A 12337-nucleotide genomic window follows, 5' to 3' on the forward strand; every position below is an offset into this window, starting at 1 on the left:
CAGAAGCGGGTCAGTTTCTTCGGTGGCCGCGCAGCGACACCCGAATGGAGCCCGCGCGGTGACCAGATTGCCTTCACCCATATCGCCGGCGATTTCCGGATCGCAGTGATGAACCCGGGTGGAGGCGGCCTTCGGTTCCTGACCGATTCTTGGCAAGACGAGGCGCCGACATGGGCACCGAACGGGCGGATCATCCAGTTTTTCCGTACGGAACGCAACTCGGGCCGGACATCCTTGTGGCAAGTCGACCTGACCGGCCGAAACGAACGCCGCCTCGAAACTCCGGTTGATGCTTCGGACCCCTCATGGGGACCCATTTTGCCCTAGAGGCGTAGTGTTACCGGGAGAGCGGGCCGCGCTGACAGCTATTCGGCATTAGAATTACAATCAGACAAGGAGATGTCCTATGACGCGTAAAATCCTCATCACCGCATTACTTACCGGGACCATCGCTCTGGCGGGCTGCAAGACTGCCGCGCCGGAAGAATTGCCGCCGCAGCAGTCAACTGTAATTCCGTCGGAGACTCCGGCCCCGGCGACGTCGCAAGCCGGATCCGGTCCGGGTACGCAGCAGCATTTCGTTGGTGCCGTTAACGGACAGAACGTCGTCTATTTCGACACGGACCGTTATAACATCGATAGTGCGGACGCCGCGGCGCTGCAGACGCAGGCGCAGTATCTGATGCAGTATCCCAACCTTACCGTGACCGTCGAAGGCCATGCCGACGAACGCGGCACGCGTGACTATAACCTCGCGCTCGGCGAGCGCCGGGCCAATGCGGCGAAGAATTACCTCGTCGGCCTAGGTGTTCCTGCGAACCGGATTGCCACCGTCAGCTATGGCAAGGAACGCCCGGTAGCGATGGGTTCGGACGCCAGTGCATGGGCGCAGAACCGGCGCGCGGTAACTGTGGTGATCAGTTGATCAGTTAGCCAATACTTTGAACAGGGACGGCGCGGCTGCTTCGGCAACTGCGCCGTTGCTGTATTCAGGGGACGGATTCTGGACGCCGCTACGGTCAGACATCGACAGCGCGAACGCCGACATGGTCATGACCGAGAAGGCGATCGACAGGGCCAGTTGCTTGCTCAAGGTCACGAACTCCGATGGGTGTTTACGCCCGGCTCAATAGCGCGGCGATCAATGTTGCATTGCAGCATAATGCTTAACAGGACCTTTGTATCCCCTTCATAAACCAGCGGTGGCGATTTTTCGTCGAACGCTCTATATGGAGGGACATATGACACGAGAGATGAACTGATGGTCGGTGCGCGCCGATCGAACGATTGGGGTTTTCCTCGCTGGCGCAGCTATGGCAGCGACCAGGCGGCGACCGCCCAGCGAACCTGCGACCGCCACCTGTGCGACGAACCGGGCCTGTGCCCCGCACCGAAGGCGTCTAACAGCCCGGACCGGTGGTATTTCTGCCAGAAGCACGCTGCGGAATACAATTCCAAATGGGATTACTTTGAGGGGCTCGACAAGGCCGAGGCAGAGGAGCGGGTCAAGAACGAGAACCGCGATAACGCCGGTTATGCCGAAGCCGCGCATTACGGTTGGGCAGGTTCGGGTGACGGTACCCGCAGCGGTGACGAAATGCGCGCGCTGGAAGCCCTCGAACTGGAAGCCGACGCGGATTTCGACGCGATCAAGAAGAGCTTCCGCGCCAAGGCCAAGGAAGTGCACCCCGATGTAAAGCCGGGAGACGCCGCCGCCGCGCAGGAATTCCAGAAGATCCAGGTCGCCTACGAGGTCCTCAAACAGGCCGAGGAACGGCGAGAATGGAAGGGTTGAGGCGCGCGCCGACCCTTTGCGACCGATAAACAGAAGCGGCGCGGTCCCGGGACCGCGCCGCTTCTGTTTATGCCAGCGTTACGATATGCCGATACCGATCAGAAGTTCACTGCCACCCGTCCGTAGAGGAAGCGTCCGCTGAACCCGAAGGGGGACTGCGAGGAATACGGCAGGAACGAGTTGTTCAAACCGAAATTGACGCCGTCCACCGTGCCGAACGGCAGACGGTCGGGATATACATCGAACAAATTGTTCGCCCCGAATGCCAGTTCCAGCGCCTCGGACGGCTTTATCCTCAATTCCAGGTCGGTGACCCACTTCGGCGACAGGAAGATATCGCCGGGCGCATCGCCGGGCGCTACGGTAATGTCGTCGCGTTGCGGCGAGGATACGCCCGAGGGCAGAAACACTTCGCCGAAACGGTTGGTCCGGGCCGTAAGGCCGAATATACCGTAATCCCAGTCGAGCCCGATGTTCAGTTTGTTCTTCGGCTGTCCGTCCGTCAGGCGGAAGGATTCCTGCCGCGCAAATAGGCGCTGGGCCGTGAAACCCGAAAAGACTCTGCGGTCCGTAATCTCGGTGTCCGAAATGTTGTAACCAACCGTCAGGCGGATGTCGCCCATCCCGAAATCCGGAACGCGGTAACTGCCGACAATGTCCAGGCCCTGGGTTTTGGTGTCGATCCCGTTGATGAAGAAGCGGGCCGAAGTCACCCCGGTGATCCCGGCAGTGGTCAGGATGGTAACCACGTCGCCGCCCTGGAGGTTTTCCGTCAGCGTGATGCGGTCCCTGATCTTGATGTTGTAGTAGTCCGCGGTCAGGCTGAGGCCCTCGATCAGATTGATCGCGATGCCGCCGCCGAAGTTGAGGGATTTTTCGGCATCGAGTGGCTGCGAGCCAAGCGCTACGGCTACCGGAGACGCAACCGGGAAGGTGCCGACCTCGATTAGTTGCCCCCCTACGTTGTTGGTCGACGTGGTCGAGAAGAACTGCTGCGCCAGGCCCGGCGCTCGGAAGCCGGTAGACACCGAGCCGCGAAGCGCAATCCCCTCGATCGGTTCAAACCGGGCAGCGAGCTTGCCGTTTACTGTATCCCCAAAATCGGAGAAACTTTCATAACGGCCAGCGGCCTGCAGGTTCAGTGCATCGGAGATGTCCACGTCAAGTTCGACATAGCCGGCGATGCTGTCACGCGAGGCATCGATAGCGTTGTTCGGCCGGAAGCCGGGGAACACCTGCGCGCCGCCGGGGGCGCCATTGGTGAAGGAAAACGGCCCGTTGATGTAGCTTTGAACCTCGCCCGGGATGATCTTGTAGTTTTCATCCCGGTATTCCCCGCCAAACGCGAGCGAAACACTTTGGGCAAAGCCTAGCTCGATGTTCTTTTGCAGGTCGAGATTGATGGACGTTTGGCCGGACCGGAGACCGCCCGCGTCGAACCTGCGTTGGCTCACTAGTCCGCCGAGCGAGGTGTTGAAGCTGTTTTCGACATCGTAGTTGAGGCGGTTGGTACCATACACCACCGACAGGTCGGTGTTGAACCCGGCAACATCGCCCCGTACGCCGACCGCGCCGGAAATATCGCGAATTTCGCTGACGATGATCGGCAGGAACCCGTCGGGATAGAACGGCTGGCCTCCATTCGCGTAATCGGCGTTGCGAGCGTCCAGCGAGCGGCGATAGAACCCCGCTCCGTTGGCATCACGGACGCCGTAAGTCCCGAAGTAATAGAGTTCGAAATCACCGATGTCGGTTCCGGCGTTGACAACGAAGTTGAAATCCTTGGACTCGCCGTCACCAAACCGGTGATTATAGCGGGTAAGGGTGGTTTCACGGGGATCGCCAAGGCCGCTGTATTGCCGCCGAGGATCAGGGCCGGAACGGTTGGTCGGCGAACGGTCCTTGTATTCGGCGGTGAAGTTGAGATAGCCGCTATCGCCTACGGGCAGTCCGATATTGGTGGCGATAGTATAAGTCTCGCCGTCGTTGCGTTCGCGATCTTCACCGGTGAAGGTAATCACCGGGCTGTCCGATGCGCCGGTAGTCGGAGCAACGCTGGCGACCTGGTCGACTCCGCGCAAAGTAGTGATGTATTTGCCGTAGCTCGCCACCGCACGGCCGCCCTGGCGCTTCTTGAGCTGCACGTTGATCACGCCGGCTATGGCGTCCGAACCATACAGCGACGAGGCACCGTCCCGCAGCACTTCGATCTGTTCGATAGCGATGGATGGCAGCGTGTTGAGATCGACCGCCGCCGAACCGCGGCCGATCGAACCGTTTAAGTTGAGCAGGGAGGACATGTGGCGGCGCTTGCCGTTCACCAGCACCAACACCTGGTCCGGCGAAAGGCCGCGCAAGGTTGCTGGGCGCAGCGAATCCGTTCCGTCGGTCAGCGACGGCTGGGGGAAGTTGAACGATGGCACCAGATTGTTGAGCAACCGGTTGGTCTCTGTCGCGCCGCTGTTCTGCAAGGCTTCGCTGCCGATGACGTCGATCGGGATGGGGCTGTCGGCAATCGTCCGGTCCGGGCGGCGCGAACCAAGCACGATTATGGTGTCGGCGTAATCGACCTCGACCGCCTCGACCGGTGGCAGTTCCGCGCCGGCAGAACTGTCCTGAGCGCTGGCGCAGGAAGCCCATGCCAGACTGCCGACAGAGGCCGACACGGCGAAAGTGCGGAATAGATGAGACTGGAGCATGATGCGTTCCCCCTTTGGAAGCATCATGCTTAACCCAGCTCCGTAACATGCAAACTCAGATTATCCGATTACTGTAATATTATTGCAGTAATGCAATCATTGGTTGCACTATTATCACATTTTTCTCGATTTTCGGTTGTTTCCGGACGTCAAACTTTCGCCAGCGCTTGGTCGAAGTCGGCAATCAGGTCATCCGGATCCTCGATACCGATGGAGATGCGAACCAGGTTGTCGGTGATTCCAAGCTGTGCCTTGCGCTCGTCGGGGACCGACAAATGGGTCATCGCAGCCGGCAGGCTGGCGAGTGTTTCGGTACCGCCGAGACTTACTGCCAGCTTGGCAATGGTCATGCTGTCGAGGAAGCGGAAGGCTTCCGCCTCACCGCCCTTGATGAACAGGCTGAACGTGCTGCCCGCACCCAGGCAGTGCCGGTTGTAGATATCCTGCTGACGCGGGTCGCTGATGAAACCAAGATAGCCGAGCCCCTCCACCTTCGGGTGATCGCGGAGGAAGGCGCAGACCTTTGCTGCGTTCTCGCCCGCGCGCTGCATCCGCAATTCGACCGTTTCCAGACTGCGCAGCAGCATCCAGGCGGTGTTCGGATCGCAGATGCCGCCCATGGTGTTGCGCAACGCACGCACCGGATCCATCCACTTCTTCGCCCCGGCAATACTGCCTGCAACGAGGTCCGAATGGCCGCCGACATATTTGGTCAGCGAATAGACAACGATGTCCGCGCCCTGGTCCAGCGGGCGCTGCCACAGGGGGCCGAGGAATGTGTTGTCGATGGCGATCGGCGGACCGTCGGCATCGAACGCGGCGTCGCGGGCGGCAGACATCGCTTCAACGTCCACCAGAGCATTGGTTGGATTTGCCGGGCTCTCGAGGTAGATCATTGCCACCTTTCCGCCGTGTTCATCCGCCTGGCTCTTGGCCTTGGCCAGCACCGCATCCATTTCCTCGCGGGTCGCACCGGCGGGAAAATCGACATAGGTGATCCCGAATTTCGACAGCACCTTGGCCACGAAGCCTTCCGTCGCGGCGTATAGCGGTCCGGAGTGCACGATGACATCGCCGGCGTTGCAATAGGCCAGCATCATCACGGTAATCGCGGTCATGCCGCTTGAGAATGACAGCGCGTCTTCCGCCCCGTCCCAGATGCTCAGCCGGTCTTCGAGGATTTCCTGGTTCGGCCCGTTGAAGCGGGAATAGACAAGGCCTTCCGCGCCGCCGGGGCGCTTGCCGGTAATCCCTTCGAAATGGCGCTTGCCTGCGGCGGCATTTTCGAACGCGAAGGTGCTGGTGAGGAAAATCGGCGCCTTGAGCGAACCTTCGGACAAGGCCGGATCATATCCATGGCCCATCATCAGGGTGGACGGCTTCAGCGGCCGACCACCGATAGTGGTAATCTCCGGCTTAGGCTTGCGGCGAGGGGTGGGGGTGGTGACGGCATCGGTGGCATCGGTCATGACGCGTTCTTCCTAATCAAACGCTCCCAGGAAGGCAGGAGCTGCTCGGATATCGGCGACCAGGGCCCCTAACCTCCGCAGGAACGCATCTTCGCTCGATGTCAAAATGTTCGGGAATGGTAACAACTGAAACGAAATCGATCAACCGGCGATTGCCGCAATGGTCCAAACGATCACCACGATCATGACGATCCCGAGCAAATCGAGTAGCAAACCAGCGCCGACCATTCTCGGCAGCCTGATACGTCCCGTCGACCAGGCGATCGCGTTCGGCCCGGTTCCGGCGGGCAGCATGAAGCCCCAGCTAGCTGCCAGCGCGGCTGGCATGGCGAGCAGCACCGGATCGACGCCCATTGCCACCGTCAGGCTGGCGACAACGGGGATGATGGCGCTGGCGGTAGCGACATTGCTGGCGAATTCGGTGATCAGCACGACCATCCCGACAAGCGCGATCGCGACCAGGATGAGCGGCACTGCGCTCAGCGGCAGCAGCGCGGAGCCAAGCCAGTCCGCCAGTCCGGAAGCGCCCATCCCAGCAGCCAGCGCCAACCCGCCGCCAAACATCAGGATAACGCCCCACGGCGCCCGGTCAGCTTCCTTCCAGACCAGCAGCGGCCGCCCGGTGCCATCGGGCAGGATAAACAGCGCGAGCCCAGCAGCCACGGCGATGGTCCCGTCGGTCAGTGACCCCTGCGGAACGTAATCCTGAAGCAGCGGCACCAGCATCCACAGCAAGAAGGTAACCGCGATGATCGGCACCAGGCGCTTTTCCGGCAGGGTCCACGCGGCATGGCTGTCGATGGCAGCGCGCGCGGCGGCGACGTCGAACGGGTGCCGCGACACTTTCTGCACCCGCGCGATGATCAGCGCTGCCGCGGGCACTCCGGCGATAACGATGGGCAAGCCGAAGGCTGTCCACTGGGCGAAACTGATCTTCAATCCGATCATGCTGTCCAGCAGCGCGACCGCGATTCCGTTGGTCGGCGAGCCGACGATGGTCCCCAGACCGCCGATGGTCGCGGCGAACGCGATGCCCATCGGCAGGGCGCCAGCCAGCCCTTCCTGCTGTTCCGCATCAACCCCGCCGCCCGCCAGCACGGCTAGCGCCATCGGCATCATGATCAAGGCGGTGGAGGTGTTGGAGATCAGCATCGACAGGATCGCTGCGGATACCATGAACGCCAGCAGCAAGCGCGAAGGGCCGCCCGCGTCACCGATCGATTTGAGTATCGCAAGCGACAACCGGCGGTGAAGACCGGTCCGCTCGATAGCAAGGGCTAGGAAGGCGCCGCCAAGGATCAGGAACAGGATCGGTTCGTAATAGGCGCTGGCTGTATCCTTCGCATTCAGGACTCCGGCGAAGGGCAGCACCAGGAAGGGGAGCAGGGCGGTGGCGGTCAGCGGAATGGCTTCGGTCATCCACCATGCGGCCATCCACACCACCAGCCCGGCGACCAGCCAGGCCTCGCGCGGCATCCCCGCGGGGGCGGGTAGTAATGCTGTCAGGGCGAAGGCGGTTAGCCCGACGACAAAGCCGATGCGTTGCGCAGTCATGTCGTGCCTCTCCCCAAACCCGTCCTGCGCCTAACAGGCTGAAGAATCGCGGCCAAGCACCGAAACGCGGCAAGGGGGGCGGATGATGCGCGGTCCACCACGAAAAAGGGCGCGCCTTGCGGCGCGCCCTGTTCGATTACCGGCCAACGCCTGACAACTTACTTCGGCGACAGCACCATGAGCATCTGCCGGCCTTCAAGACGGGGGAAGGCCTCGATCTTGGCGACTTCGGCAGTGTCATCCTGGACCCGCTTGAGCAGGTTCATGCCCAGTTCCTGGTGGGCCATTTCGCGCCCGCGGAAACGGAGGGTGATCTTCACCTTGTCGCCATGTTCGATGAATTTGTTCACGTTGCGCATCTTCACGTCATAATCATGCGTGTCGATATTCGGACGCATTTTGACTTCTTTAATGTCCTGCGTCTTCTGCGTCTTGCGCGCGGCGTTGGCTTTTTTCTGCGCTTCGAAGCGATGCTTGCCGACGTCGAGATATTTACACACAGGTGGATCGGCGTTCGGCGATACTTCGACCAGATTCAGGCCGAGCAAGGCTGCCGCTTCGATCGCTTCCTTGGTATACATGACACCGACATTCTCGCCGGTTTCGTCAATGACGCGGACCTTGTCCGATTGGATCATGTTGTCGTAGCGCGGGCCGCTCTTGATGGGCGGGCTATTCGTGCGCCGGGGTGGACGAGTTATGGGTTGGTCTCCTTGAGATTGCTTCGGGTCAAAGTTTTACGCGGCCTACTTAATGCGGAATGCGGCAAGTTGCTAGGGGTGTGTTGGATTCCCGGCCTGCCACAGCGCGAATTTCACCAACCTGCCACCAGCGGGCAACAGGGCATGGATTGAGTGCGCGGGCTGCATCGCGGACAGGATCACCGGATCGGCGGCGTTCATGCCCCCGGTCAGGGCGCCGAACGCGGGAAGGATCATCCGGCCTGACCCGGCGGCATCGCGGCTGACCACGGCACAGGGACGGCGGATGCGCCGTTGCCGCACCGTAATCTGCAGGCGCGGGTGGTAATGGCCGGAAAACTCGGGCCGGATTTCCCCGGGCATTGCCTGATGCCGCAGGATCATCCCCGCCACTTCCAGTTCTTCCGCGATGGTCCCGCCGGCCGGTGTCTGCGCACGTTCGTTCCGCTTGGGCGCATCATGGTTCCCGGTGATCCAGACCCAGTCCGTCGCCCGCGTCAGCGCTGCCAGCATGCCCGCCGCATGAGGCTCGAGCCGCGCGGCACCGCCTGCGTCGTGGAAATTATCTCCCAGCGTGAACACCCGCCGTGCGCCGGTCTCGCGAATCGCCACTGCCAGCCGTTCCAGCGTCTCGCGGCTGTCATACGGTGGCAGCATCTGACCGTGCTTTGCGAAAAAGCTCGCTTTTTCGAGATGCAGGTCGGCCACCAACAGCGCGTTCTCACGCGGCCAGAACAGCGCGCCGCTGTCGGTCAGGAAGAATTCCTGGTTGGCGAACGAAAGGGGAACCATTGCTTGCCCTTGCCCCAGCGCTCGCGGGATGGCAAGCCTGTTCGCGATGACCGAAACGACTCTGTCCCCTGCCGACCGCACTGCTCTTGCCAAGGATTGGTTCGAGGACCTGCGCACCCGTATTTGCGGAGAATTCGAGGCGATTGAACGCGAAGCTGGCAGCGATGCTGCTTTCGTGTTTACCCCCTGGGAACGCGAGGAAGAAGGCAATCCAGACCCCGGCGGCGGTGTGCAGGGCCTGATGAAGGGCAAGGTGTTCGAAAAGGTCGGCGTCAATGTGTCGACCGTGCGGGGCAATTTTTCGCCCGAATTCGCCGCCAGTGTTAACGGAGCGAGCGCCGACAACCCCGGCTTTTCGGCGACGGGCATCAGCCTGGTCGCACATATGGCCAATCCGCATGTCCCCGCGGTGCACATGAACACCCGCTTCCTGACTACCGGCAAGGCATGGTTCGGCGGCGGTGCCGATCTCAACCCGCCGATCCCGTATGACGAGGACACGGCAGAATTCCATGCTTGTTTCCGCGCCACCTGTTCGCGGCACAATCCGACCTATTACGACCGGTTCAAAAAGTGGGCGGACGACTATTTCTACATCCCGCACCGCCAATGCCACCGCGGCGTAGGGGGAATTTTCTACGACCACATGGAAGTGGCCGAAGAGGGCGCGTTCGACCGTAACTTCTCGTTCACGAGGGATGTGGGTGAGACCTTCCTCGACATCTACCCCAGGCTGGTTCGCCGCCGAATGAATGCGGAGTTCACCGATGCTGACAAATTACAGCAGCTTGAATGGCGCGGTCGCTACGCGGAATTCAACCTGGTTTATGATCGCGGTACCCTGTTCGGCCTCAAGACCGGCGGCAATATCGATGCTATCCTCATGAGCTTGCCGCCCGAAGCCGTCTGGACGTGAACAGGTCGGAACCATTGTCCGGCGGCAATCGTATGATGTTAATACCTTTCAAGAATTCGGATCAAGGGAGACTGTAAAATGGCCGAGCCGCAAAAAAAGACGAACTTGCTCTGGATCCTGGTGATCGCCCTGTTGGGTGTCCTGGTAGTGATCTGGTTCCTGTCACCCGCGACTGACGATGATTTCATCGAACCCACCGGTACCGAAACGGCCGCTCCCGATGCGATGCTGACAACTGCTCCCGATGGCGGCGTGCCTGTCGAGCTCCCCGATGCGCCCATGACCAATGTTCCCGAAGATCAGCCTAGCCCGGCTCCACTTGAAGTACCGGAATAGTATTTTCGACAGGAAGTCCTGACCAGATCGTTGTGGCCGGTACAGCCTTGCAGTGTTACCGCGTCTTTTTGAATTCGCGGAGTAACTGATGCATTTGCTGGCCAAAATTTCCCTTGTCTTTGGCTTGGCCGCGCTTGGCGCCTGTTCGGTGCCGGACGGGCCGACTGGCGGTGCTGCGGTGCCGATGGTTTCCCCAATTTTGACTACCGACGACGCGAAGGACCGGTTTTCCTTCGCCCAGCCCGAAATGGCGCGTGTAACCCATGTCGCGCTTAATCTTGCGCTGGATTTCGATGCCAAGTCTGTCGCCGGATCCGCAACCCTTGATATCCAGGCGGCGGACGGTGCGGATACCGTGGTCCTCGATAGCAAGGGCCTGGAAATTTCGAGCGTCATCGACGAGACCGGCGAACCACTGCCGTTCACGGTAGGCGAAACTGTTGCCGACATGGGCGCACCGGTCACGGTCACCATCGGCGATTCCCGGCAGATCACAGTCATCTATTCTGCCGCTGACGCCGAAGCGCTGCAGTGGCTGTCTCCGGAGCAAACCGCTGGCGGCGAGCATCCTTATCTTCTGAGCCAAGGGCAGCCGACCCTGAATCGCACTTGGATCCCGACGCAGGACAGCCCGGGTATCCGGCAGACATGGGAAGCGCGGATTGTGGCGCCGGAACCGCTGACGGTGGTGATGTCCGGCCTCACCAGCGGCGAGCCGGAACCCGCCGGCGAGGGCAAGCGCGCCTTCACTTTCACCATGGATAAACCTGTCGCCCCGTATCTGATCGCGATCGCGGCGGGGGATATCGTGTTCCAGGAATTGGGGCCCCGTTCGGGCGTGTGGACGGAACCGGTCATGCTCGAGCGTGCCGCTGCGGAACTCGCCGACACGGAAAAGATGATCGACGCGGCAGAGAAGCTCTACGGCCCTTATCGCTGGGGCCGGTACGACATGATCGTGCTGCCGCCCGCTTTTCCCTACGGCGGGATGGAAAACCCGGTAATGACCTTCCTGACGCCGACCTTCATTGCCGGTGACAAGAGCCTGACGGGGCTCGTCGCGCATGAACTGGCGCACAGCTGGTCGGGCAATCTGGTGACCAACGCCAACTGGGCAGACAGCTGGCTTAACGAAGGCACCACCAGCTATTTCGAAAACCGCATCATCGAGGAGCTTTACGGCACCCGCCGCGCGAACCAGGAAGCTGCGTTGAGCTTTGCCGACATGGAGGAAGCGCTGGCTGAAAACGGGATGGATGCGCCCATTACCACGCTGCATCTGGCCGATGCCGAGGCCGTTCCGGATGGCGGCGCGACCGGGGTGATCTATGACAAGGGCGCTGTATTCCTGCGGACAGTCGAAACCATCGCCGGGCGCGAGAAGTTCGACACCTGGCTGGAAAGCTGGTTCGACCGGCACGCCTTCGAACCGGCGACCTCGGCGATGTTCCTTGCCGATATGCGCGAAAATCTGGTCAGGGGCGATGCGGAACTGGAAGCTAAGCTGATGCTGGACGAATGGGTCTATCAGCCGGGTCTGCCAAGCAATGCGGTGCGGCCCGATCCTGCCGCGTTTGCCGAAGTCGATGCAGCGGCGAAAACCTATGCGGATGCCCGCAAGGTCGATTCTGCAGCCTGGGAGAAATGGACCGCCGCCGAACGACAGCGGTTCCTTGGCAAACTTCCTCGCGAACTCAGCGATGCCCAGCTGGCCGCGCTCGACCGTGATCTTGGACTGTCCGGAACCGGGAACAACGAAGTGCTGTTCCTGTGGCTCGAACTGGCGCTCGAGAACCGTTACGATCCTGCGGTCCCGGCAGCGGAGAAATTCCTCGCAACAGTGGGTCGGCGCAAGTTCGTTTCGCCCCTGTTCGAAGCGCTGATGGAGCAAGGCAACTGGGGCCAGCCGATCGCGAGAAGGATATACGCCAAAACCCGGCCGACCTATCATGCGATAACGCAGGGGACGGTCGACAAACTAATGCAGTGACGGGAGCAGGCTCCGAGTGGAACCACGCCCGTATCTCACGGGCAAAATCCGGCAGCCTGTCCTTTCCGCTTGCCCTTCGCAGACG

At 61.1% G+C, this 12337-nt stretch carries 11 protein-coding genes and 1 pseudogene; 6 read left to right on the forward strand and 6 right to left on the reverse strand.

Going from position 1 to position 12337, the window contains the following annotated elements:
* Both GRI65_RS14805 and pal read left to right on the forward strand, forming a co-directional pair.
* Positions 1 to 327 (forward strand): annotated as a pseudogene (locus GRI65_RS14805) (PD40 domain-containing protein); the annotation flags it as partial.
* Positions 328 to 406: 79 nt separating this feature from the next.
* A complete protein-coding gene (gene pal, locus GRI65_RS14810) occupies positions 407 to 925 on the forward strand; it encodes a peptidoglycan-associated lipoprotein Pal (RefSeq protein ID WP_160757376.1) in 519 nt (172 codons plus the stop codon).
* Here the strand turns inward: pal and GRI65_RS14815 are convergent, their stop codons facing one another.
* A complete protein-coding gene (locus tag GRI65_RS14815; RefSeq protein ID WP_160757377.1) occupies positions 926 to 1093 on the reverse strand; it encodes a hypothetical protein in 168 nt (55 codons plus the stop codon).
* A 168-nt stretch (positions 1094 to 1261) separates the two neighbouring features.
* Here GRI65_RS14815 and GRI65_RS14820 point away from each other — a divergent pair, with 168 nt between their 5' ends.
* Positions 1262 to 1795: a J domain-containing protein gene (locus GRI65_RS14820; protein ID WP_160757378.1), complete on the forward strand. Its 534-nt coding sequence runs from the start codon at positions 1262 to 1264 to the stop codon at positions 1793 to 1795.
* 98 nt (positions 1796 to 1893) lie between these two features.
* Here GRI65_RS14820 and GRI65_RS14825 read toward each other — a convergent pair whose 3' ends face one another.
* The 5 genes from GRI65_RS14825 to pdeM all read right to left on the reverse strand — a co-directional run bounded on the left by GRI65_RS14825 (position 1894) and on the right by pdeM (position 9010).
* Positions 1894 to 4494: a TonB-dependent receptor plug domain-containing protein gene (locus tag GRI65_RS14825; protein ID WP_160757379.1), complete on the reverse strand. Its 2601-nt coding sequence runs from the start codon at positions 4492 to 4494 to the stop codon at positions 1894 to 1896.
* A 149-nt stretch (positions 4495 to 4643) separates the two neighbouring features.
* Positions 4644 to 5963, reverse strand: coding sequence for a cystathionine gamma-synthase family protein (locus GRI65_RS14830; RefSeq protein ID WP_160757380.1), 1320 nt, complete (start codon positions 5961 to 5963; stop codon positions 4644 to 4646).
* A 141-nt stretch (positions 5964 to 6104) separates the two neighbouring features.
* Positions 6105 to 7517: an SLC13 family permease gene (locus GRI65_RS14835; protein WP_160757381.1), complete on the reverse strand. Its 1413-nt coding sequence runs from the start codon at positions 7515 to 7517 to the stop codon at positions 6105 to 6107.
* Positions 7518 to 7675: 158 nt separating this feature from the next.
* Entirely contained in the window at positions 7676 to 8155 is a 480-nt protein-coding gene (gene infC / locus GRI65_RS14840; RefSeq protein ID WP_232844214.1) for a translation initiation factor IF-3, read from the reverse strand.
* A 135-nt stretch (positions 8156 to 8290) separates the two neighbouring features.
* Positions 8291 to 9010, reverse strand: a complete 720-nt coding sequence (gene pdeM, locus GRI65_RS14845) for a ligase-associated DNA damage response endonuclease PdeM (RefSeq protein ID WP_160757382.1) — start codon at positions 9008 to 9010, stop codon at positions 8291 to 8293.
* A 46-nt stretch (positions 9011 to 9056) separates the two neighbouring features.
* Here pdeM and hemF point away from each other — a divergent pair, with 46 nt between their 5' ends.
* From hemF to GRI65_RS14860, 3 genes are all read left to right on the forward strand, one after another.
* Positions 9057 to 9926 (forward strand): oxygen-dependent coproporphyrinogen oxidase, encoded by an 870-nt coding sequence (hemF, locus tag GRI65_RS14850; protein WP_160757383.1) that lies wholly within the window; start codon positions 9057 to 9059, stop codon positions 9924 to 9926.
* 78 nt (positions 9927 to 10004) lie between these two features.
* Positions 10005 to 10262: a hypothetical protein gene (locus GRI65_RS14855; protein ID WP_202391370.1), complete on the forward strand. Its 258-nt coding sequence runs from the start codon at positions 10005 to 10007 to the stop codon at positions 10260 to 10262.
* An 88-nt stretch (positions 10263 to 10350) separates the two neighbouring features.
* A complete protein-coding gene (locus tag GRI65_RS14860; RefSeq protein WP_160757384.1) occupies positions 10351 to 12252 on the forward strand; it encodes a M1 family metallopeptidase in 1902 nt (633 codons plus the stop codon).
* Positions 12253 to 12337: the final 85 nt, after the last annotated feature.

Origin of the sequence: Allopontixanthobacter sediminis (assembly GCF_009828115.1) — a bacterium.
Classification (GTDB): domain Bacteria; phylum Pseudomonadota; class Alphaproteobacteria; order Sphingomonadales; family Sphingomonadaceae; genus Allopontixanthobacter; species Allopontixanthobacter sediminis.

Bases quoted from the DNA above. Each gene is read 5' to 3' on its own strand.
- infC (WP_232844214.1), bottom strand. From the start codon at position 8,155: ATGATCCAATCGGACAAGGTCCGCGTCATTGACGAAACCGGCGAGAAT.
- pdeM (WP_160757382.1), bottom strand. From the start codon at position 9,010: ATGGTTCCCCTTTCGTTCGCCAACCAGGAATTCTTCCTGACCGACAGC.
- pal (WP_160757376.1), top strand. From the start codon at position 407: ATGACGCGTAAAATCCTCATCACCGCATTACTTACCGGGACCATCGCT.
- GRI65_RS14860 (WP_160757384.1), top strand. From the start codon at position 10,351: ATGCATTTGCTGGCCAAAATTTCCCTTGTCTTTGGCTTGGCCGCGCTT.
- GRI65_RS14835 (WP_160757381.1), bottom strand. From the start codon at position 7,517: ATGACTGCGCAACGCATCGGCTTTGTCGTCGGGCTAACCGCCTTCGCC.
- GRI65_RS14820 (WP_160757378.1), top strand. From the start codon at position 1,262: ATGGTCGGTGCGCGCCGATCGAACGATTGGGGTTTTCCTCGCTGGCGC.
- GRI65_RS14855 (WP_202391370.1), top strand. From the start codon at position 10,005: ATGGCCGAGCCGCAAAAAAAGACGAACTTGCTCTGGATCCTGGTGATC.
- GRI65_RS14825 (WP_160757379.1), bottom strand. From the start codon at position 4,494: ATGCTCCAGTCTCATCTATTCCGCACTTTCGCCGTGTCGGCCTCTGTC.
- hemF (WP_160757383.1), top strand. From the start codon at position 9,057: ATGACCGAAACGACTCTGTCCCCTGCCGACCGCACTGCTCTTGCCAAG.
- GRI65_RS14830 (WP_160757380.1), bottom strand. From the start codon at position 5,963: ATGACCGATGCCACCGATGCCGTCACCACCCCCACCCCTCGCCGCAAG.